19 protein-coding genes and 1 tRNA gene (1 of these 20 cut by a window edge) are annotated in these 21,340 nt (G+C 49.5%); 12 read left to right on the top strand and 8 right to left on the bottom strand.

Going from position 1 to position 21,340, the window contains the following annotated elements:
* The 4 genes from HMPREF3091_RS14260 to HMPREF3091_RS14275 form a co-directional block, all read left to right on the top strand.
* Positions 1–32 (top strand) — tRNA-OTHER (locus HMPREF3091_RS14260) (it extends 52 nt beyond the left edge of the window).
* A 118-nt stretch (positions 33–150) separates the two neighbouring features.
* A complete protein-coding gene (locus tag HMPREF3091_RS14265) occupies positions 151–720 on the top strand; it encodes an LOG family protein (protein WP_070716547.1) in 570 nt (189 codons plus the stop codon).
* A gap of 136 nt (positions 721–856) precedes the next feature.
* Entirely contained in the window at positions 857–1,666 is an 810-nt protein-coding gene (gene xthA / locus HMPREF3091_RS14270) for an exodeoxyribonuclease III (RefSeq protein WP_004093055.1), read from the top strand.
* 5 nt (positions 1,667–1,671) lie between these two features.
* Positions 1,672–2,091 (top strand): pyrimidine (deoxy)nucleoside triphosphate diphosphatase, encoded by a 420-nt coding sequence (locus tag HMPREF3091_RS14275; RefSeq protein WP_004093054.1) that lies wholly within the window; start codon positions 1,672–1,674, stop codon positions 2,089–2,091.
* A gap of 69 nt (positions 2,092–2,160) precedes the next feature.
* On the opposite strand, the gene HMPREF3091_RS14280 is transcribed toward HMPREF3091_RS14275, so the two are convergent.
* From HMPREF3091_RS14280 to HMPREF3091_RS14300, 5 genes are all read right to left on the bottom strand, one after another.
* Entirely contained in the window at positions 2,161–2,460 is a 300-nt protein-coding gene (locus HMPREF3091_RS14280) for a DUF1496 domain-containing protein (protein ID WP_004093053.1), read from the bottom strand.
* Positions 2,457–4,376 carry a DNA topoisomerase III gene (locus tag HMPREF3091_RS14285; protein ID WP_070716549.1) on the bottom strand — a complete coding sequence of 640 codons (1,920 nt, stop codon included), beginning with the start codon at positions 4,374–4,376 and terminating at the stop codon, positions 2,457–2,459. Before HMPREF3091_RS14285 ends, HMPREF3091_RS14280 begins: the two co-directional genes overlap by 4 nt.
* Positions 4,376–5,509, bottom strand: coding sequence for a tRNA 2-selenouridine(34) synthase MnmH (gene mnmH / locus HMPREF3091_RS14290; RefSeq protein ID WP_070716551.1), 1,134 nt, complete (start codon positions 5,507–5,509; stop codon positions 4,376–4,378). Before mnmH ends, HMPREF3091_RS14285 begins: the two co-directional genes overlap by 1 nt.
* Complete coding sequence (gene selD, locus HMPREF3091_RS14295; protein ID WP_070716552.1) at positions 5,509–6,552, bottom strand: selenide, water dikinase SelD; 1,044 nt, start codon at positions 6,550–6,552, stop codon at positions 5,509–5,511. Before selD ends, mnmH begins: the two co-directional genes overlap by 1 nt.
* Positions 6,553–6,776: 224 nt before the next feature.
* Complete coding sequence (locus tag HMPREF3091_RS14300) at positions 6,777–7,325, bottom strand: NAD(P)H nitroreductase (RefSeq protein WP_070716555.1); 549 nt, start codon at positions 7,323–7,325, stop codon at positions 6,777–6,779.
* A gap of 428 nt (positions 7,326–7,753) precedes the next feature.
* Here HMPREF3091_RS14300 and sppA point away from each other — a divergent pair, with 428 nt between their 5' ends.
* The 3 genes from sppA to pncA all read left to right on the top strand — a co-directional run bounded on the left by sppA (position 7,754) and on the right by pncA (position 11,466).
* Positions 7,754–9,604, top strand: coding sequence for a signal peptide peptidase SppA (sppA, locus tag HMPREF3091_RS14305; protein ID WP_070716557.1), 1,851 nt, complete (start codon positions 7,754–7,756; stop codon positions 9,602–9,604).
* A 173-nt stretch (positions 9,605–9,777) separates the two neighbouring features.
* Positions 9,778–10,794: an asparaginase gene (gene ansA, locus HMPREF3091_RS14310; RefSeq protein ID WP_004093044.1), complete on the top strand. Its 1,017-nt coding sequence runs from the start codon at positions 9,778–9,780 to the stop codon at positions 10,792–10,794.
* Positions 10,795–10,830: 36 nt separating this feature from the next.
* Positions 10,831–11,466, top strand: a complete 636-nt coding sequence (pncA, locus tag HMPREF3091_RS14315) for a bifunctional nicotinamidase/pyrazinamidase (protein ID WP_070716558.1) — start codon at positions 10,831–10,833, stop codon at positions 11,464–11,466.
* 71 nt (positions 11,467–11,537) lie between these two features.
* Here the strand turns inward: pncA and HMPREF3091_RS14320 are convergent, their stop codons facing one another.
* A complete protein-coding gene (locus tag HMPREF3091_RS14320) occupies positions 11,538–11,813 on the bottom strand; it encodes a YeaC family protein (RefSeq protein WP_004093042.1) in 276 nt (91 codons plus the stop codon).
* Between the two features lie 75 nt (positions 11,814–11,888).
* The gene (gene msrB / locus HMPREF3091_RS14325; RefSeq protein ID WP_008813743.1) at positions 11,889–12,302 is read right to left on the bottom strand and encodes a peptide-methionine (R)-S-oxide reductase MsrB; all 414 of its coding nucleotides are present in this window, start codon (positions 12,300–12,302) and stop codon (positions 11,889–11,891) included.
* A 482-nt stretch (positions 12,303–12,784) separates the two neighbouring features.
* On the opposite strand from msrB, the gene gapA reads away from it, so the two are divergent.
* Both gapA and HMPREF3091_RS14335 read left to right on the top strand, forming a co-directional pair.
* Positions 12,785–13,780 carry a glyceraldehyde-3-phosphate dehydrogenase gene (gapA, locus tag HMPREF3091_RS14330; RefSeq protein ID WP_008813744.1) on the top strand — a complete coding sequence of 332 codons (996 nt, stop codon included), beginning with the start codon at positions 12,785–12,787 and terminating at the stop codon, positions 13,778–13,780.
* A 97-nt stretch (positions 13,781–13,877) separates the two neighbouring features.
* Positions 13,878–14,750 (top strand): D-hexose-6-phosphate mutarotase, encoded by an 873-nt coding sequence (locus HMPREF3091_RS14335; protein ID WP_070716676.1) that lies wholly within the window; start codon positions 13,878–13,880, stop codon positions 14,748–14,750.
* Between the two features lie 64 nt (positions 14,751–14,814).
* Here HMPREF3091_RS14335 and HMPREF3091_RS14340 read toward each other — a convergent pair whose 3' ends face one another.
* A complete protein-coding gene (locus HMPREF3091_RS14340) occupies positions 14,815–15,558 on the bottom strand; it encodes a MipA/OmpV family protein (RefSeq protein WP_070716560.1) in 744 nt (247 codons plus the stop codon).
* 472 nt (positions 15,559–16,030) lie between these two features.
* Here HMPREF3091_RS14340 and HMPREF3091_RS14345 point away from each other — a divergent pair, with 472 nt between their 5' ends.
* The 3 genes from HMPREF3091_RS14345 to HMPREF3091_RS14355 all read left to right on the top strand — a co-directional run bounded on the left by HMPREF3091_RS14345 (position 16,031) and on the right by HMPREF3091_RS14355 (position 21,285).
* Entirely contained in the window at positions 16,031–17,965 is a 1,935-nt protein-coding gene (locus HMPREF3091_RS14345; RefSeq protein ID WP_004093037.1) for a PrkA family serine protein kinase, read from the top strand.
* A gap of 105 nt (positions 17,966–18,070) precedes the next feature.
* Positions 18,071–19,348: a YeaH/YhbH family protein gene (locus HMPREF3091_RS14350; protein ID WP_004093035.1), complete on the top strand. Its 1,278-nt coding sequence runs from the start codon at positions 18,071–18,073 to the stop codon at positions 19,346–19,348.
* Between the two features lie 161 nt (positions 19,349–19,509).
* Positions 19,510–21,285: an ABC transporter ATP-binding protein/permease gene (locus tag HMPREF3091_RS14355; RefSeq protein WP_070716562.1), complete on the top strand. Its 1,776-nt coding sequence runs from the start codon at positions 19,510–19,512 to the stop codon at positions 21,283–21,285.
* Positions 21,286–21,340 lie beyond the last annotated feature (55 nt).

The raw sequence follows: 21,340 nt of genomic DNA on the forward strand, positions 1-21,340 counted from the left end.
CTTCGAAGGTTCGAATCCTTCCCCCACCACCATCCTTTCTTATTGCAGTGCAATCCCCATACAACGTTGTCGCATTCTGAATCATCTCCTTGAATTCCTTGTACCAATCCGCTATACCACTGTTTTTCTCTCCAGCAGTAAGGTTCTGTCATGCGTAACAATATCTGCGTTTTTTGCGGCGCGAGTGAAGGCGTATCTCCAGATTATGCCGACGCAGCAAAACGCTTAGGTCATACTCTGGCTCAGCAAGGACGCCGTTTAGTCTATGGCGGCGGCAACAAGGGCTTGATGGGAATATTAGCTAATGCGGTACTCGATGGCGGTGGTGAAGTACACGGCGTCATCCCTCAGCGTTTAGTCGAGGCTGAAACCGCGCATTACGGCTTGACCTCACTCGATATTGTTCCTGATATGCATACTCGTAAAGCGCGCATGGCAGAGCTATCTGATGGTTTCATCGCCCTACCCGGCGGCATTGGCACCCTTGAGGAGCTGTTTGAAATTTGGACCTGGAGCCAGATTGGATATCACACCAAACCAATCGCATTAATGGACGTCAACGGCTATTACGCGAAGCTTATCGAGTTTCTGCGATTCAGCGCCGATCAGGGCTTTGTGCGACAGCAATACATCGATACGTTGATGTGTTTACAAGATCCCTTGGCCTTGCTAGATCAATTTGACCACTATCAGCCGCATAATCTGAACCGGTGGGCGTAATCGGTTAGCCTCTGCGATTTCTGAATCGCACGGCTTTCTGCTACTATTCACCGACCACTGTAGTTAATAACTGTTCGTTAACAACTTTTGTTAGCCGCTGTTTATTAGCAAGAATTCTTCAATATGGCCTGCGCTTATGAAATTTATCTCTTTCAATATTAATGGACTGCGAGCTCGTCCACATCAACTCGAAGCCATCATCGCCAAACATCAGCCTGATGTGATCGGTCTGCAAGAAACTAAAGTCCATGATGATATGTTCCCACTGGCTGATTTGGAGCATCTGGGCTATCACATTTTCTATCATGGTCAGAAAGGACATTACGGCGTTGCCCTGCTCACCAAAGAGCAGCCATTGGCCGTACGTAAAGGTTTTCCTACTGATGAGGAAGATGCTCAGCGCCGCATTATCATGGCCGATATCGCGACACCAACCGGCGTGCTCACCGTCATCAACGGCTATTTCCCACAGGGCGAAAGCCGCGACCATCCAATAAAATTCCCAGCCAAGACCAAGTTCTATCAAGACCTGCAAAACTATCTTGAGACAGAGCAGACCCCTGCTGGGCAGGTGATTGTCATGGGCGACGTGAACATCAGCCCGACAGACAGCGACATTGGCATCGGCGAAGAGAACCGCAAGCGCTGGCTGCGCACGGGCAAATGCTCATTCTTGCCGGAAGAGCGTGAGTGGATGGACCGCCTGAAAAATTGGGGGCTAATTGACACTTATCGCCAAGCTAATCCAGAGCGTAACGATCAGTTCTCGTGGTTTGACTATCGTTCAAAAGGCTTCGATGAAAATCGTGGTCTGCGTATAGATTTAGTCTTAGCCAGTCAGTCATTGGCCGAGCGCTGCATTGATACGGGCATCGATTATGAAATCCGTGGTATGGAAAAACCGTCTGACCATGCCCCAATCTGGGCTGAGTTCAAGCTGGCATAATCACGATGACAGCCTCTAAACCCATTGACGTGGTAGCCGCGATCGTCGAGTTTCGCGGCAAGATCCTGCTGGCGCAACGTGGCGATCATAAGGATCAGGCTGGATTATGGGAATTTCCCGGCGGTAAGGTCGAGCCCGGTGAAACGCAGCCGGAAGCCTTGTGCCGAGAGTTACGAGAAGAGCTGTCGGTAACATGCAGCGTTGCAGACTATGTGGCGAGCAGTACGTTGAAACTGGAGAACAAAACCATTCATTTGCATGCGTGGCGCGTTCAACACACTGAAGGGGAATTCACGGCAAATGAGCATGCGGCTCTGGTGTGGGTCACGCCACAGGAAGCAGAATCCTATCATTTAGCGCCAGCCGACGTCCCTTTGCTGAAAGCCTATCAAACCAAACTGGAATCACTTTCGCGGCAGGATTGATTAGCCATTAGCCTGCCGTTGAATTCCGCCCTTAACCTTTTTAAGCCGGGGCGGAGTTCAACAAAATGACTATTTACTTAATACAACCCAGCGTAAATTGTTGGTACTTAATACATTTTTATCTGCCGTGCACTGCAATAACACGCCTTCGGCTTTAACCACCGCCCCTTCTGAGTAGCTGCGATTATCATAGATACAGCAGCGTGGACAGTTAACGTTGCTGTCGGTATTGCTATAGCCGTTCGTATTGTTGAGGATCTCTGGAGAAACCGGCACTACCACATCAATACCCTTATTATGATTTGCCCACGCCGAGGCGCTGAGCAGCACCACTGGCAATACCCAGAATCCTATCGAACTCTTTTTCATGCCTTGTTCTCCTTTGCTTTAGGCTTATATTTTCGCTTGGCGCTCTTTTCCGCTGCGGGTGGCAAACCACGGAACGCCTGCGGATTTCGATTGCTACGCGCCTGATCGATAAGCTGATACAAAGTACCCACCAAAGGCTGCATGAAATCCTGATAGCGTCGCGTTTTTTCACTGATTTGCGTCAGCGTGGCTTCCCAATCAGCCGTCATATCTGGACGAGCAGCAATCTCCGGTAAACAGTGGATCAGTGCTCTGCCCGCTTCTGACGAATGAATATAGCGACCCTTTTTGTACAAAAATGTACGCCGGAACAACAACTCTATAATTCCGGCACGCGTTGCTTCGGTACCTAAACCATCGGTTGCTCGCAGGATTTTCTTTAGCTCTTTATCTTGTACAAAGCGTGCGATACCCGTCATCGCTGATAATAACGTCGCATCGGTAAACGGACGTGGCGGCTGAGTTTGACGCTCCATCAGCTCACCTTTTTCACACAGCAACTCATCGCCTTTGGCTACCACCGGCAATGGAGAACCTTCATCTTCGTCATCTCGCTCCTTCGCTCCCAGCAACGCTCGCCAGCCTGCTTCAGCTAAGAAACGTGCCTTAGCGACAAATTTGCCGTTAGCGATATCCAGATCGATAACGCATTTACGGTACATGGCATCGGGGCAAAACTGCATGAGATACTGACGAGCGACTAGCGTATAAATTTTGCGTTCATCGTCGCTCAAATTGATATTCCCAGCGCGGGCGGTAGGAATAATGGCGTGGTGGGCATCAACTTTTTTGTCATCCCAACAGCGGTTACGTTTGTCAGGATCAACCGCCGCCACCTGTTGCAGCTCTGGAACGTGCGATGCAATCGCATTCATCACCGCATGACGTCCAGCAAAATGCTCTTCCGGCAGATAGCGGCTATCTGAACGCGGATAGGTGATCAATTTGTGAGTTTCATACAGGCGTTGACAGAGATCGAGAACCTGCTGGGCGCTGAGATTAAAACGCTTGGCGGCTTCGATCTGCAGCGTGGAAAGTGAGAACGGTAACGGCGCGATTTCTGATTCACGTTTGTCATTATAGCCCGTCACAATCGCGGGTTGCCCTGCGATACGCTTGATGACGTGTTCAGCTAACGCCTTGTTGAGTAAGCGCCCCTCTTCGTCCTGATGAGGCTCACAAGACTCACTGGGCACCCACATCGCAGTAAAGCGCTCTTCTGCAGGAGTAACGATATGCGCTTTGACTTCATAGAAATCTTTGCTGACGAAGTTTTCAATCTCTTCGTCACGGCGCACCACCAGCCCCAGTACGGGCGTCTGTACGCGCCCAACCGACAGCACACCGTTGTAACCCGCATTCCTGCCTAAAATGGTATAAGCGCGGGTCATATTGATGCCGTATAGCCAGTCGGCACGGGCGCGAGCCAGCGCCGATACGCACAGCGGAATAAACTCGCGGTTATCGCGTAAACGCGACACCGCACGTTCCACCGCCTGCGGGTTTAAGTCATTGATCAGGCAACGCTGGACGTTTTGGCGCTTTTCTGGCGCAAGCTCCAAATAATCCAGTACCTCGTCAACCAGTAACTGCCCTTCGCGATCCGGGTCACCGGCGTGAATCACTTGCTCCGCCTCACCCAGCAATCTTTTGATCACATTGAGCTGCTTGGCAACCGAAGGCTTTGGCTTAAGCTGCCACTTCTCGGGCACGATGGGTAAATCAGCTAGATTCCACCGCGCATAGCGTGTGTCGTAGGCATCGGGCTCAGCCTGTTCGAGCAAATGTCCAACACACCACGTGACAGTGTCACCTGAGCCACAAGAGATATAACCATCACCGCGGCGGTGAGGTTTTGGCAGCACGTCAGCAATCGCGCGCGCCAGGCTTGGTTTTTCCGCAATAAACAGACGCATCAGTCACCGTAAGTCTGGCTGGTCGCCAATAAATAGTCCTTAACTTCCGAGTAGTTACCTCGAAAGACAATACGCTCCGCTTTCTTTTCCAGTTGATAGCGGTACATCGGGTCGTAATATTCATGCAAAAGCGGCACTAGCCATGCCAGATGCCCATCACTATTTCGCGTTTCGCGTTGCTGAGACAGAGCCTGTTCCAGATACTGTTTCAGCTTGGCGTAACGCTCCATGCCTAGACGTTTACGAATCGCGAATAAACCGTGGTTTAAATACTCGACGTAGTTATCCCAACCCTGCTCACGTCCGTAAACGCGCTCGAACTCCACACGCATCAGGTCGATATACTCTTCCTGTAGGCGCAGCACGCGTGTTTCAAACGGATCGTCCACGACCGCCACCGGCGCTTTTTGCATCTGATCATAAAAACAAACGGGCAGATGATTCGAGCCGATAATTCGTCCCTCGTCTTCAAGGAACCAATGACGGATACCTGCATCTTGTTTCTTTAACAAATCAACCGCTAAGCGATTTTCGAAATCGACTTGGCTGCTTTGGCTGACCAGCGTTCGTCCAAAAGACGATCCGCGGTGATGTGCAACGCCTTCAAGATCGATTCCCGCCGCCAGCTCGCGCAGCATACGGGTTTTACCACTGCCAGTATTACCGCCGATCAATACCATCGGCAACAGTGACGCTTGCTCGGTCGCTTGAATGGCGTAGGTGCGCAACGCTTTGTAACCGCCCTCGATCAGAGGATAGTCCACGCCGCTTTCATGCAGCCATTGCTGAACGATATGCGAGCGCAATCCGCCACGAAAACAGTAGATGTAGCCCTGCGGGTGGCGTTCACACTGCTCACGCCATGCGGCAATGCGCGCATCACGCACTGCGCCATACACCAGCTCGTTGCCAAGCTTGATCGCCGCATCTTGCCCATGCTGCTTGTAGCAAATCCCCACGGCTTCACGCTCACTGTCGAGCATTAACGGCAGATTTTGAGCGCTTGGAAAAGCACCTTGTTGGAACTCAACGGGAGCGCGAACGTCAATAAGCGGAACATCATCGACTAAAATGCGGTGGTAATCCGCGCTGTCAGCTCGAGAGCTGACCCGCGAATTAGAGAGCAAAACCATTACCGCACCTCGATAAGAGGCTGATCTGGCTGTCGTACATGCAGCTCACCGATAGCGCTAAGCGTCAGGCCAAAGCGGTTAGCCACCTCTTGCACCTGAGCTTCTGCTTCTGGCAATACTGCCAACAGTAAACCGCCAGACGTTTGTGGATCACACAGCAGCTTGCGTTGCAGCTCAGTCATTTCCCCCACAAGATGACCGTAACTTTCAAAGTTACGCCCCGTTCCGCCCGGTACACAGCCTTCATGAATATAGTTTTCTACGTCCGGCAGCTTAGGCACTTGGTCAAACCAAATAGTGGCCTGCAGATCCGAGCCCTGACAGATTTCGCTCAGGTGTCCCAGCAAACCAAAACCAGTGACATCGGTCATGGCGGTAACACCGACAATATCGGCAAAGTCAGCGCCCGGCTTATTAAGCTGACACATGGTTTCGGTCGCCACGCCTTGATGTTCTGGACGCAGTTTGCTTTTCTTCTCCGCGGTGGTGAGTACACCAATCCCTAATGGTTTGGTGAGATACAACTTACACCCCGATTGCGCAGCGCTATTTTTCTTCACGCGATCGGTACTCACCATACCCGTTACCGCTAAGCCAAAGATGGGCTCAGGAGCATCAATAGAATGACCACCCGCCAGTGAAATTCCCGCCTGTTGGCAAACAAAGCGTCCGCCTTCAATCACTTTCTGGGCGATTTCCGGTGCCAATTTGTCTACCGGCCAGCCCAAAATAGCAATCGCCATGATTGGCTTACCGCCCATCGCGTAAATATCACTAATCGCGTTAGTCGCGGCAATTCGACCAAAGTCGAAGGGATCATCCACGATAGGCATAAAGAAGTCGGTAGTGCTGATAATGCCAATGCCGTTGCCGATATCATAAACGGCTGCATCATCACGGGTTTCATTGCCGACTAACAGATTCGGATCGACAAACTTAGCTTGTTCACTGTGCAGAATGGTTTCTAACACTTTAGGCGAGATCTTACATCCACATCCCGCCCCATGGCTGTACTGAGTCAAACGAATGGCTGGCGCAGTCATATCTACTCCTTTCCATTAATCCTCAAATTAGTTGGGATTGCTGTGCATACCGCTACGCAGCAATTTCGACTAAGGAGGTTGGTAGTCAAAAAAAATCTATGACTGCTATGTTAGCGCTTGGAGGCTAACTTAGTAAGGGAGCGGAGAAAATACCGGAAAGATCTGTGGAATAAATCGTTTGATTGCGCAGTAAACCAGCAAAAATGGCTCACTGCGCAGAAAAATTAGAAGGCGCTGACAAACTTGCTGCTGTCTAACGGCGCAACACGAGCGGCTTTAAGCTGCGGCGTTCCGAGATACAAAAAGCCCACAATTTCATCCTGTTCACGACAGCCAAATGCCTCACGAACCTTAGCGTCGCTGGTCCATTTACCTGTACGCCAAATACCATTGAACCCTTGCGCCTGCGCGGCCATTTGCATCGCCATGACTGCACAGCATGCAGAAGCCACCTGTTCCCACTGCGGTACTTTGGTTTCAGTGTTGCAATGGGCTACGATAGTGATGATCAATGGTGCGCGGAACGGCGCATTTTTTGCCTTCTCAATACCTTTTTCATCCAGCTGTTCTTCCAGCGCAATAGCGTGTAACAGCGAGCTTAAGCGTTCCTGCCCTTCACCTTCTACAGTAATAAAACGCCACGGTTGCAGCGCGCCGTGGTCTGGCGCACGTAAGCCCGCTTGATAAATAGCTTCTAATGCATCGCCGGTTGGAGCCGGTGCCGTCAAACGTGAAGCAGAGCGGCGTTGTAATAAAAGTTCAAGCGCATCCATAACGATCTCCAAAATGATCTTTTTCTAATTGATAACTGTTATCAACATTATCACGATTTGTTAACCTGTACCTCATCGTTTTTGCGCGGCATAGGGGCATAGCATAAGCTCTAGTCTAAATGGCAAAGGTGTTGAGGCACCATTATGCTTGTTACAGTAATATACGGCACAGCAACCGTAACTCTGGCATAGTGAAAGCATCGTTAATCGCCGATGTTTTTCAGATACTGGCGAGACGGTAACCCAAAATAATTCGAGTTGCATTGAAACGGCAAGTAAGTGACAAATTCGTCTGGAACAGATTTGAACAACGCTTGTATTGACGTGCGGGATGAGTCACTAGGTTGAGACGAATAACGAACGCCGCCAACAAAATGCCGCTTGCAGCATGACGGGTATAAGACAATTAAATTTTATATGGAGAGCACATGCACTTTTTGTGGAGATGCATTTCAGGTGTGTTTCGATGGACCTGGCGGATACTAAATTTCATCCGTGAGTTTATTTTGAACGTATTCCTGATCCTACTGATTTTGGTCTGCGTGGGAATTTATTTCCAGATGCAAAGCAAGCCGGTCGAACCGGTAAAAGGTGCGCTACTGGTTAACCTTACCGGCGTCGTCGTCGACAATCCGGCGATCAGCAATAAATTTAGCCAGTTAGGCCGAGAGATCCTTGGGGCAAACAGCAATCGCCTGCAGGAAAACTCCCTGTTCGACGTGGTTGATATGATCCGTCAGGCAAAAACTGACCCTAACATTACCGGCATGGTGTTATCGCTCAATGATTTCGCCGGGGCCGATCAGCCATCACTGCAATATATCGGTAAAGCGCTGCGTGAATTCCGCGATAGCGGTAAGCCTATCTTTGCCACCGCTGATAGTTACAATCAAGCTCAGTATTATTTAGCTAGCTATGCCAACAAAATTTACCTCTCCCCGCAGGGCGTGGTCGATTTGCACGGTATGGCCACCAACAATCTCTATTACAAAACGCTGCTCGATACGCTGAAAGTCAACACTCATATCTTCCGCGTAGGCACATACAAATCAGCGGTTGAGCCAATGATTCGTGATGATATGTCTCCTGCTGCGCGCGATGCCGACAATCAATGGCTGAGCGGTATGTGGAACAACTATCTGACCACGGTGGCGGCTAACCGCCAAATCACTACGGATCAACTGTTCCCTGGCGCAGACGGCATATTAAAAGGTCTGCAGGCCGTTGGTGGAGATACAGCGAAATATGCGTTAAGCAATAAGCTGGTTGATGCGTTGGCTTCGCGCTCTGAGGTAGAGAATCTGTTCACCAAAGCCTTCGGTTGGAACAAATCAACCAAGGATTTCAGCGCGATCAGCATGTATGACTACACACCTCCGGCGGCGAAACAAAGCGGTAGCGAAATTGCGGTGATTTTCGCCGATGGTGCAATTATGGACGGAGAAGCGACGCCGGGTAATGTAGGTGGCGATACCACCGCGAATCAAATTCGTGATGCGCGCTTGAATCCGAAAATCAAAGCCATCGTGCTGCGCGTAAACAGCCCGGGTGGCAGCGTATCGGCCTCTGAAGTGATTCGCTCTGAGCTGGCTGCTGCGCGTGCTGCAGGTAAACCGGTCGTCGTTTCTATGGGCGGCTTAGCGGCATCTGGCGGCTATTGGATTTCAACTCCGGCGGATTACATCGTGGCGAGTCCAAGCACGCTAACGGGTTCTATCGGTATTTTCGGCGTCATCAACACTTTCGAAAATACCTTAGATAGCATCGGCGTTCACACCGACGGTGTGGCCACCTCGCCGTTAGCTGACCTCACGGTTACCAAACCGTTGCCAGAAGCGTTCTCACAAATGATGCAAATCAACATTGAGAATGGCTACAAAAACTTTATCAATCTGGTCGCCAAAGCACGTAACAAAACCCCAGAGCAAGTTGATGCGATTGCACAGGGCCGCGTGTGGTTAGGCTCTGACGCCAAGAAAAACGGTTTGGTCGATCAACTGGGTGACTTTGATGACGCGGTGAGTAAAGCAGCCGAATTAGCCAAGCTGAAAACCTATCAGTTGAACTGGTTCGTGGAAGATCCGAGCTTTGGCCAAATGCTACTAGGCCAATTTACCGGCTCAGTGCAAGCTGCACTGCCATCAGCGGTTCGAGCGATGTTGCCTGAATCTTTGGTGCGCATCTCCGCGCTGCTGAAAGATAAAACAGACTGGATGTCTACGCTAAATGACCCACAAAATCGCTATGCGCTCTGCATGAGCTGCGGTGATGTGAAATAACGGTTAGCCAGCTCTTTAAGAGTATCTAGCTACAGCCCACCGAATTTGTTAAACCATTATTCTGGTTTATCGGCTCGGTGGGCTTTTTTTATTTGGCGTTAGCCCTATAATCCACTGCAATAAGTAATGACGTCTAATCCACTGCGAAACGCTCACCAAACAGAATCCAAACCATGCAGAAGAAATCCATTTACGTAGCCTACACGGGCGGTACCATTGGCATGCAACGTTCAGAAAACGGTTATATCCCTGTTTCTGGACACCTACAACGCCAATTAGCCTTGATGCCTGAGTTTCATCGCCCTGAAATGCCTGATTTCACCATCCACGCCTACGAGCCGCTGATCGACTCTTCCGATATGACGCCGGAAGACTGGCAGCATATTGCTGACGATATTGCCGCCAACTACGATAGCTACGATGGATTTGTGATCCTGCATGGCACTGATACGATGGCGTTTACCGCCTCGGCACTGTCTTTCATGCTAGAAAATTTAGCCAAACCGGTGATTGTAACCGGCTCACAAATTCCATTAGCCGAACTGCGTTCCGACGGGCAAACCAACCTCCTTAACGCGCTGTATCTCGCGGCGAACTATCCGATCAATGAAGTTTCTCTGTTCTTCAATAACAAGCTGTTCCGAGGCAACCGCACGACCAAGGCGCATGCCGATGGCTTTGACGCTTTCGCGTCCCCTAACTATCCGATGCTGCTTGAGGCCGGAATTAACATTCGCCGTATCGCACCATTGATGAATCAACTGCATAGCGAACCGTTAAAAGTACATCAGATAACGCCACAACCGATTGGCGTGGTGACGATCTATCCGGGGATTTCAGCTGACGTTGTGCGTAACTTTTTACGCCAGCCAGTTAAAGCGTTAATCCTGCGCTCCTATGGCGTGGGCAATGCGCCACAAAAAGCCGATCTGCTGGCGGAATTACAGGAAGCATCTGACCGCGGAATTGTGGTGGTCAATCTGACTCAATGCATTTCAGGCCGCGTTAATATGGAAGGCTATGCCACCGGAAATGCGCTGGCGCACGCTGGCGTGATTAGTGGTTTTGATATGACGGTTGAAGCGGCGCTCACAAAGCTGCACTATCTGCTATGTCAGAATCTCACCCCTGAGCAAATCCGAGAGCAAATGAAGCAGGATCTGCGCGGCGAACTGAGTGTAACCGATTAGTCATCCTCATCCATGACGATGAAAAAGGAATTGCCAATGTCAGCAGCATTATTGCTTATCGATCTACAAAATGATTTTTGCCCTCGCGGGGCGTTGGCGGTTTCTGAAGGTGATAGGGTTATACCTATTGCGTTGAAAGCGATCGATATCGCGCAACATCAAGGTATGCCGATTGTCGCAACACAGGATTGGCACCCAGCCCATCACGGCAGTTTTGCCAGTCAGTCGGGGGGAAATGTTGGTGAGGTGGGCGAGCTCGCGGGTCTAGCACAGGTTTGGTGGCCCGATCACTGCGTTCAAGGTTCTGCGGGGGCGCAATTCCATCCTTCTCTGGATAGCAATGCCTTCGATCATGTTGTGCAAAAAGGCACCGACGAATCAATCGATAGCTACAGCGCATTCTTTGATAACGGTCAGAAAGCCTCAACCGAGCTGCATCAGTGGCTTCAGCATCATCAGATCGACAAGCTCTATATTATGGGATTAGCGACCGACTACTGCGTGAAGTTTTCAGTGTTGGATGCACTACAGCTAGGTTATCAGGTCGTGGTCATTACCGACGGCTGCCGTGGCGTTAATATCCATCCTGATGACAGCTCAGCGGCACTGCAAGAAATGCAGGCGCATGGCGCGGTATTATCTCGTCTAGACGAAATTGCGTTCTGTGTGTAACGGATACACCACTTCGGGTAAAAAATTATAAGGGCGGGCACACACCGCGCTCGCCCTCTTCTCTTTTAACGCTACGCTTCTGGTTTCAAACGAATAATCGCGTCGCGCTCAAACCCTTTTTTAAAATCTTGTTTACTTTTCATCTCGATCTGACCTTGGGTATTGATACTCATATGCTGAGCATCAGTGTTATGTCGCGACTGCCATAACATCACCATCTGCAGACTGTTTTCCTTCTGCTCGGGCGTTAGACTCACGCCATCCGGCCACTTTCCCAGTTCTACCGCCGTCATTAATCGCTGATAAATCTCCGGCGTCATCGCGGCCAGCAAATCGTCAAGTTCCATTTTAAACCTCACTAAGATGCACTTTGCTGAATCGTTTCTTCTGCGCTATAATAAGCACATAGAAAAAGAGTTTCGTTAGCCCTGAGTCTTTTCGCCCGAGTCTTCATCGGTGAAGCTGAGTGAAGCAGAATTCACACAGTAACGTTCACCGGTTGGCTGAGGCCCATCAGGGAAGACATGCCCCAGATGCGCATCACAATGAGCACAGCGAATTTCGGTACGCTGCATGCCATGTGAGTTATCTTCAAGATAACGAATAGCATCTGCGCTGACAGGCTGGTAAAAGCTAGGCCAGCCGCAGCCGGAATCATATTTGCTGTTTGAGTAAAACAGTGGACTGTTACAGCACAGGCAGTGATAAATGCCGTCCTGTTTATTGTGTAGCAGTTTGCCGCTGAATGGCGGCTCAGTGCCCCGCTGTTGTGTAACATAGCGTTGCATCTCAGTTAAATCGTTTGGGTGTTGAGTAGAGAAATCGTCTTTAGCCATTTGTGCGTTCTCAAAGAGTTGTTTTAATTTATTGCCGCTCACTTTTTTTGGCGATTAATTATAACAAACAGTTAACAATGGTTCAGCCGATTTTGGTCTAAACTGTTTAGCGAAGCGGCGGCAGCCTCATTTTTGTGACAAGCATCACAAATGAGAGTCGAGATGGATTGAGACTCAAAGGACTGCCCCCATGTATAATCCGAAAAGAGTGTTAATTGGGAGCGTGTAATTACTGTTCGTGTCAGGTTTGTGCTTTGATTTACAGCAAGAATTGACACGATTCCGCTTGACGCTTTATAAGGTTTTTGTAATTTTACAACCAACCTTTTATACCCTAAATAATTCGGGTTGCAGGAAGGCGGCAACTGAGTGAATCCTTAGGCGCTTACTTCGGTAAGTGAATTCGGTAAACAAAAGCAGCCAACGCACATGCAACATGAATTAGGACGGGAATATTCACTAACCAATAGCTGGTGGAATATATGACTATCAAAGTAGGTATCAACGGTTTTGGCCGTATCGGCCGTATTGTTTTCCGTGCTGCTCAAGAACGTTCTGACATCGAAATCGTTGCAATCAACGACCTGTTAGACGCTGAGTATATGGCTTACATGCTGAAGTACGACTCTACTCACGGTCGTTTCAACGGCACTGTTGAAGTTAAAGATGGCCACTTGGTCGTTAACGGCAAAACTATCCGTGTTACCGCAGAACGTGATCCGGCTAACCTGAAGTGGAACGAAGTCAACGTTGACGTTGTTGCTGAAGCTACCGGCCTGTTCCTGACTGACGAAACTGCACGTAAGCACATCGCTGCTGGTGCTAAGAAAGTCGTTCTGACTGGTCCTTCTAAAGACAACACCCCTATGTTCGTTATGGGTGTAAACGATAAAACTTACGCTGGCCAAGATATCGTTTCTAACGCATCTTGCACCACTAACTGCCTGGCTCCACTGGCTAAAGTTCTGAACGACAAGTTCGGTATCGTTGAAGCGCTGATGACCACTGTTCACGCTACCACCGCTACTCAGAAAACTGTTGATGGCCCGTCTCACAAAGACTGGCGCGGCGGCCGCGGCGCATCCCAGAACATCATCCCTTCTTCTACCGGTGCTGCTAAAGCTGTAGGTAAAGTTATCCCTGAGCTGAACGGTAAACTGACTGGTATGGCGTTCCGCGTTCCTACCCCTAACGTTTCCGTTGTTGACCTGACTGCACGTCTGGAAAAACCAGCGTCTTACAAAGACATCTGTGCAGCAATGAAAGCCGCTTCAGAAAACGAACTGAAAGGCATTCTGGGTTACACCGAAGATGACGTAGTTTCTACTGACTTCAACGGCGAAGTTTGCACTTCAGTATTCGATGCTAAAGCTGGTATCGCGCTGAACGACAACTTTGTGAAACTGGTTTCTTGGTACGATAACGAAACTGGCTACTCAAACAAAGTTCTGGATCTGATCGCTCACATCTCTAAATAATTTAGTGATAAGCTGATGAGAGGGCGACATTCGTGTCGCCCTTTTTTTTGGTTTTTGCACCTAGCATATGAAGGCCAATCTAATGTCACAGCAAAATCTGTCTGAAAAGATCTTCTCCCTGCCCGTTCAAGAACAAATCACTCCCTATATTTCCCAACGCCAGATCGACGAACTGCCCGTTGTCGTGGTTAATCATCCGAAAGTACGTGCTGCGGTTACCTTGCAAGGCGCACATTTACTGACGTGGCAACCGTCCGGCGAGAAACCTGTTTTATGGCTGAGCAGTGAATCTGCATTCAAAAATGGCGTAGCCATTCGCGGAGGTATTCCTATCTGTTGGCCATGGTTTGGCCCAGCAGGACAGCCTGCGCACGGTTTCGCTCGTAATCTGCCGTGGACATTAACTGCACATGACGAAGATGAGAATGGCGTGATCTTAACCTTCACGCTTGAGCAAAGCGCTGAAAGTAAAAAATACTGGCCACATGATTTTTGCCTGATTGCCCGCTACAAGCTAGGCGCAGAATGTGAGATGGAGTTGGAGTCTCACGGCGAATATGATTATGCCGCGGCGCTGCACACCTACTTCAATATCGGTGATATTACGCGTGTTGACGTGAGTGGCTTAGGCACTCCATATATCGATAAAGTGAACCCAGGCACGGGAGAACAGCAAGGCAACCTCACTTTTGCGACTCGCATCGACCGCATTTATACTGCGCCAGAACCTTTTAGCGTCATTACCGATAAAGCGCTGCAGCGCGTGATTGAAGTACACCACCACAACAACACCGATGTTGTCGCGTGGAATCCATGGTCTGAACTCTCTGTAAGCATGGCCGACATGCCAAACGACGGTTACAAAACCATGGTCTGTGTCGAAACCGCGCATGTCACTAGCCCGCTGAAAGCTTCCGTCGATAACCCGACTCGCCTCTCTGTCACGCTGCGTACTCATGCACTGCGTTAATCCGACGTGACTCGCTGACAAAAAAGGGACGCTCAATGCGTCCCTTGTTATTAAGTATTACCGATTAGAAGGTGTATGTCACACCCGTCCACAGCAGACCGCTGTAGCTCTTATCAATCATCGGGCTGTCTTTAACTTCATCGCTCAGGCGGATATAACGACCAGTGAAGAATGCGTTCCAACTGCTGTTAATCTGATAGCGAGCGGTTAACTCAACGTATGGGTTCCAGCTATCGTCAGCCGTATAGCGCTTGTAGCCGCTACGGTTAGACTCGCTGCCGCTAACGCCGAAGTAGTAATCGTTCTGGTTAGAGCTATTCCATGTCACACCCGCGCCCGGCGTGAACGACCATGCACCAGCGGTGATCGGGAATAAATACGCGGCATCGGCAATTAAACCGTTGCTGTTATCCAGAATGTCACCGGCAAATGAGGTACGGATAGAACCCCAGTCTTCTTTATGCGTATAAGCAACGCCAGCCATCACGGTTGAGTGACGGTTGCTCAGCTGTTTCATGTGGCGATCGTCGCTGTCGCTTGCTTTAAAATGCAGCGGATTATAGAAAGCCATTAAGCTAAGCTGATTCTGCTCATCCTTCCACAGGTAGTAACCAGCGGTCAGACTGCGGAAATAAAAATCATCGCCTTCATAGTTAATAATTGGAACAGGATATACGCGATCGTTATTGCCGCGATAAGGATCTGGACTCACTAAAGCTGATGCGCCCAATGACCAGGTTCCAGCCTGCGCAGCACTTGTCGCTGCCAGCACTAACAGCCCTAGCGTAGTTAATTTTAATGTTTTCACGTTTTTTCTTGTCCCTAACTAAATAGTCTATAAACAACGCGCTGATTGTAGACCAAAAACTTGTTTTAAGTCGATTTTTTACAAAATTGTTGGAACATTCGGAATCATTAACCTCATCAAACAGGCTATGCCGAAACACGGCTCGTTATCGCCGTCGTTTTTATATATTTCTTATAACGTCAATAGCATAAATAAATATTTGTCATAGCGGATTCGGCGAAAATATTGGCAGTCTTGTATTTTTTTCGTCTTAAATGCTGGATTTATCGCTTTTTACTCAAATTTATCCAGCATTTATCTCTGAATACTTTTCAAAACGCCGAAAACATTTATGCAAATCTTGTCTGTCGGTAACTTGACCAACTGAGGAAAGCCGCTCATAACAATATGGTAACAGTTTCAAAATTTTAACCCCCAAAATGAAGACTGTTACTTTTTTGTTCCCAACCATTTTATCAGGACGGGCATCGCTATGAACATATTTGACCACTATCGCCAGCGTTACGAAGCTGCCAAGGACGAAGAGTTCACACTGCAGGATTTCCTTTCCATCTGCCGCCAGGATCGCAGCGCCTATGCTAACGCCGCTGAGCGTCTGCTAATGGCTATCGGCGAGCCTGCCATGATCGACACCGCGCTTGAGTCCCGCATGTCGCGTTTGTTCTCAAACCGGGTCATAGCCCGCTACCCTGCTTTTGAAGAATTCTATGGCATGGAAGAAGCCATTGAACAAATCGTGGCGTACCTCAAACATGCCGCGCAAGGTCTGGAAGAGAAAAAACAAATCCTGTATCTGCTGGGGCCGGTCGGCGGTGGTAAATCATCACTGGCTGAACGCCTCAAAGCGTTGATGCAGCGAGTTCCCATTTATGTTCTGAGCGCCAACGGCGAACGGAGTCCGGTTAACGATCATCCGTTGTGCCTGTTCAATCCTCAGGAGGACGCCAATATTCTGAATAAAGAGTATGGTATTCCGCCACGCTATCTCGGCACCATCATGTCGCCGTGGGCAGCAAAACGCCTGCATGACTTTGGTGGCGATATCACTAAATTTAAAGTGGTTAAAGTCTGGCCGTCTATTTTGGAACAGATTGCCATTGCGAAAACCGAACCCGGCGATGAGAACAACCAAGATATCTCTGCGCTGGTGGGTAAAGTTGATATTCGTAAACTCGAAAATCATGCCCAGAACGATCCTGATGCCTATGGTTATTCCGGTGCGCTATGCCGTGCAAACCAAGGGATGATGGAATTCGTGGAAATGTTCAAAGCGCCAATCAAAGTGCTGCATCCGTTGCTGACCGCGACTCAGGAAGGCAACTACAACGGCACCGAGGGCATTTCCGCCCTGCCGTTTAACGGCATTATTTTGGCGCACTCTAACGAATCAGAGTGGGTGACGTTCCGTAACAACAAAAACAACGAGGCGTTCCTTGACCGTGTTTACATCGTCAAAGTGCCTTACTGCCTGCGCGTCTCCGAAGAGATGAAAATCTACGACAAACTGCTTAACAACAGTGAGTTGGATCATGCACCGTGCGCCCCCGGTACGCTGGAAACGTTGGCTCGTTTCTCAATCTTGTCTCGTTTGAAAGAGCCGGAAAACTCCAGCATCTATTCAAAAATGCGGGTGTATGACGGCGAAAGCTTGAAAGACACCGACCCTAAAGCTAAGTCATATCAGGAGTACCGTGACTATGCGGGCGTGGACGAAGGGATGAACGGTCTTTCGACGCGTTTCGCCTTTAAGATCCTGTCACGCGTATTCAACTTCGATCATGCCGAAGTGGCCGCCAACCCGGTTCATCTGTTCTATGTGCTTGAACAGCAGGTTGAGCGTGAACAGTTCCCGCAGGATGTCGCAGAGAAATACCTTGAGCATCTTAAGGGTTACCTGATCCCGAAATACGTCGAGTTCATCGGCAAAGAGATCCAGACCGCGTATTTGGAATCTTATTCCGAATACGGTCAAAATATCTTTGACCGCTATGTCACCTACGCCGATTTCTGGATTCAGGATCAAGAGTATCGCGACCCCGAAACCGGCCAACTGTTTGACCGTGAGTCACTAAACGCTGAGCTGGAGAAAATTGAAAAACCAGCGGGTATTAGCAATCCGAAAGATTTCCGCAATGAAATCGTTAACTTCGTGCTGCGTGCCCGCGCTAGCCATAATGGGCATAACCCAAACTGGACGAGCTACGAAAAACTGCGCACCGTTATCGAGAAGAAAATGTTCTCCAATACCGAGGAGCTGTTACCCGTTATCTCGTTCAATGCCAAAACCTCTACCGATGAGCAGAAGAAACACGACGATTTTGTCGACCGTATGATGGAGAAAGGCTATACCCGCAAACAGGTTCGCCTGCTGTGCGAGTGGTATCTGCGAGTTAGAAAATCATCATAATACGCGTAACCAAGACCGTGTCGGCCATTGGCCGACACGGCTCACCCGAGTTGGCAGACGGGAAATTACGGCGTATTTCAGACGGTAACGTCGTTTGGGGGAAATATGGCCTATTTCATTGATCGGCGATTGAACGGTAAGAATAAAAGCATGGTCAACCGCCAGCGCTTTTTACGCCGCTATAAGTCGCAAATAAAACATTCCATTGCTGACGCTATAAATAAACGGTCAGTGACCGACGTTGAGAGCGGAGAATCCGTTTCCATTCCCAATGAAGACATCAGCGAACCGATGTTCCATCAAGGACGCGGCGGCGAGCGTCATCGCGTCCATCCGGGCAACGACCATTTTGTGCAAAACGACCGCATTGAGCGTCCACAAGGCGGTGGTGGCGGTGGCGGAAGTGGCCAAGGTGAAGCAAGTAAAGACGGCGAAGGCGAAGATGAATTCGTTTTTCAGATTTCCAAAGACGAATATCTGGATCTTCTATTCGAAGATTTAGCGCTGCCTAATTTACGGAAGAATCAGTACAAACAGCTGACCGAGTATAAAACCCATCGTTCAGGTTTTACCTCAAATGGCGTACCCGCCAATATCAGCGTGGTACGCTCATTACAAAACTCCTTGGCGCGTCGCACGGCGATGACGGCAGGAAAACGGCGCGAACTGCATGAATTGGAGAACGTGCTGGAGCAGTTGCGTCATAGCGAACCAGCGCAGCTGCTGGAAGAAGAACGTATTCGTAAAGAAATTGCGGATCTGCGTCAGCGCATCGACCGGGTTCCGTTTATCGATACGTTCGACTTACGCTACAAAAACTACGAGCGTCGGCCTGAACCCTCCAGTCAAGCGGTCATGTTCTGTCTGATGGACGTCTCCGGCTCGATGGATCAGGCCACGAAGGATATGGCAAAGCGTTTTTACATCCTGCTCTATTTGTTCTTGAGCAGAACCTATAAAAACGTGGATGTCGTGTATATCCGCCATCACACTCAAGCCAAAGAAGTGGACGAGCAGGAGTTTTTCTACTCGCAGGAAACCGGCGGCACGATTGTCTCAAGTGCGCTGAAACTGATGGATGAAATTGTACGCGAGCGTTACAACTCGGCCGAGTGGAACGTTTACGCAGCGCAAGCATCCGACGGCGATAACTGGGCCGATGACTCACCGCTTTGCTCTGAGCTACTGGCAAATAAATTGCTGCCGCAGGTGCGGTATTACAGCTACATCGAAATCACCCGCCGAGCGCACCAAACGCTATGGCGTGAGTACGAAGGTCTCCAACAACGTTTTGAGAACTTTGCGATGCAGCATATTCGCGAACCCGACGATATCTACCCGGTATTTAGAGAACTGTTTCAGGCCCAAGTGAATAAGAATTGAGTCCCTCCCAAACCGCCAACACAGCTGTGAATGTCGTTGGCGGTTTTCTGTTCGATCTCCCCTGACACCTTCATTTACAACTGAACATTTGTGAGATTGTGCTGTCTGTCACAATCTAGAGAACAGTTTTTTTGTCACTTTTGCATCAGGAATATCGTCTTATGCAGCAACCTCTTCACCGAACAACACACTGGTCAGAAGTGTGGCAGCTCATTAAGCCCTATTGGGTTTCTGAAGAAAAAGTCAGCGCCTGGACTCGACTCATTGCGATTATCGCCCTCACGCTGGCAGGCGTTTATATCAACGTTCTGTTCAACGAATGGAACCGCGTCTTTTACGATGCGCTGCAAAATCGCAACTACGCCGTGTTTAAGGCGCAGTTAATCCGATTTAGCTATCTGGCGGTGATTTTCATCATCATTGCCATCTATCGGATCTATCTGACACAGGGGCTGCAAATGCTCTGGCGTCGCTGGATGACTGAGAAATACATGAGTAAATGGCTGTCCCATCAAGCCTATTACCACACGGAAATTCAGCAGACCATTGATAACCCCGATCAGCGTATATCTCAGGATTTAAACGCGCTTACCAACGGCACCCTATCGTTAAGCCTCGGGTTGCTCTCCAGTCTGGTGACGCTGTTTTCTTTTGTTGCGATCCTATGGACCGTCAGCGGTTCGATCTCATTCATGCTCAACGACCATGAGTTCGTTATTCCCGGCTACATGGTGTGGTTTGCCCTGCTGTATGCGGGCATGGGCTCAGTATTGATTTGGTGGATTGGACGTCCACTGGTTGGGCTAAGCTTCGACCAAGAGCGCTTTGAAGCGAACTTCCGTTTCGGCCTGATCCGTATCCGTGATAACGCCGACCCGATTGCGCTTTATCATGGTGAACAACAGGAAAAAAACCAGCTCAGCGGTCAATTTGAAAATATCCGTAGCAACTGGTGGTCGATCATGCGCCTGACCAAACGCTTGAACGTCGCTTCAACGTTTTACGATCAGTTCGCCAATATTTTCCCCATTTTGGTCGCATCACCACGCTACTTCTCAAACGCTATTCAGCTCGGCACATTGATGCAGGTGGCTTCCGCGTTTGGACAGGTTCAGGGAGCACTGTCGTGGTTCATTGGTGCGTTTACCGATTTGGCATCATGGAAAGCCTGTGTCAACCGTTTAGCGGGCTTCAATGCGGCCATCTCTGCGATTGAACAGCAGCCAAATACTATTTCCCGCACGGTCACCAGTGACAGCGACGATTCGCTGATTGCGCGCGATCTTTCGCTGTGCCTGCATCAGGGACATGAACTCTTCAGCCATGTTAATTTACACGCACGCCGTGGTGACAAAATCCTTATCACCGGTCCTTCCGGCTGTGGTAAATCAACGCTGTTACGCGCTATCGCCGGAGTTTGGCCTTATGGTCATGGAGAGATTTCTCAGCCAGACAGCGATAAGAAAAGCGTATTGTTCCTGCCACAGCGTAGCTATTTGCCGATTGGCACACTACGCGATGCGCTGTGTTATCCACGCGGATCACAAGGCGTTAGCGATGAAGAATTACAACAGGTGTTGAAGGCGTGTCGTTTACACCACCTGCATCAGGCATTGGATATTCGAGCGAACTGGACACACCAACTGTCTCCCGGCGAGCAACAGCGCCTGTCGTTTGCCCGTGCTTTGGTGATTAAGCCCGATGTGCTTTATCTCGACGAAGCCACCAGCGCTCTGGACGAAGAAACCGAGCAGCGCGTTTATCAGTTGATCAATGAAGAACTGCCAGATACCACCCTGATCAGCGTGGCGCATCGCAGCAGCGTGGCGCCATTCCATAATATACGCTGGAAATTTGTGAAGCAGGCCGATGCTAATCAGGAAGAAGCATATTACTCAGCCCCATCGGTGATCGAAATCAGTTCACTGAACCCTTAAATAGTCACCCCACCATTCTTTTAAAAATGGCGGGGTTCTATCGCTGTGCGCTAAT

The sequence above is a fragment of the Hafnia sp. HMSC23F03 genome (genome assembly GCF_001816025.1).
Lineage (GTDB): Bacteria > Pseudomonadota > Gammaproteobacteria > Enterobacterales > Enterobacteriaceae > Hafnia > Hafnia paralvei.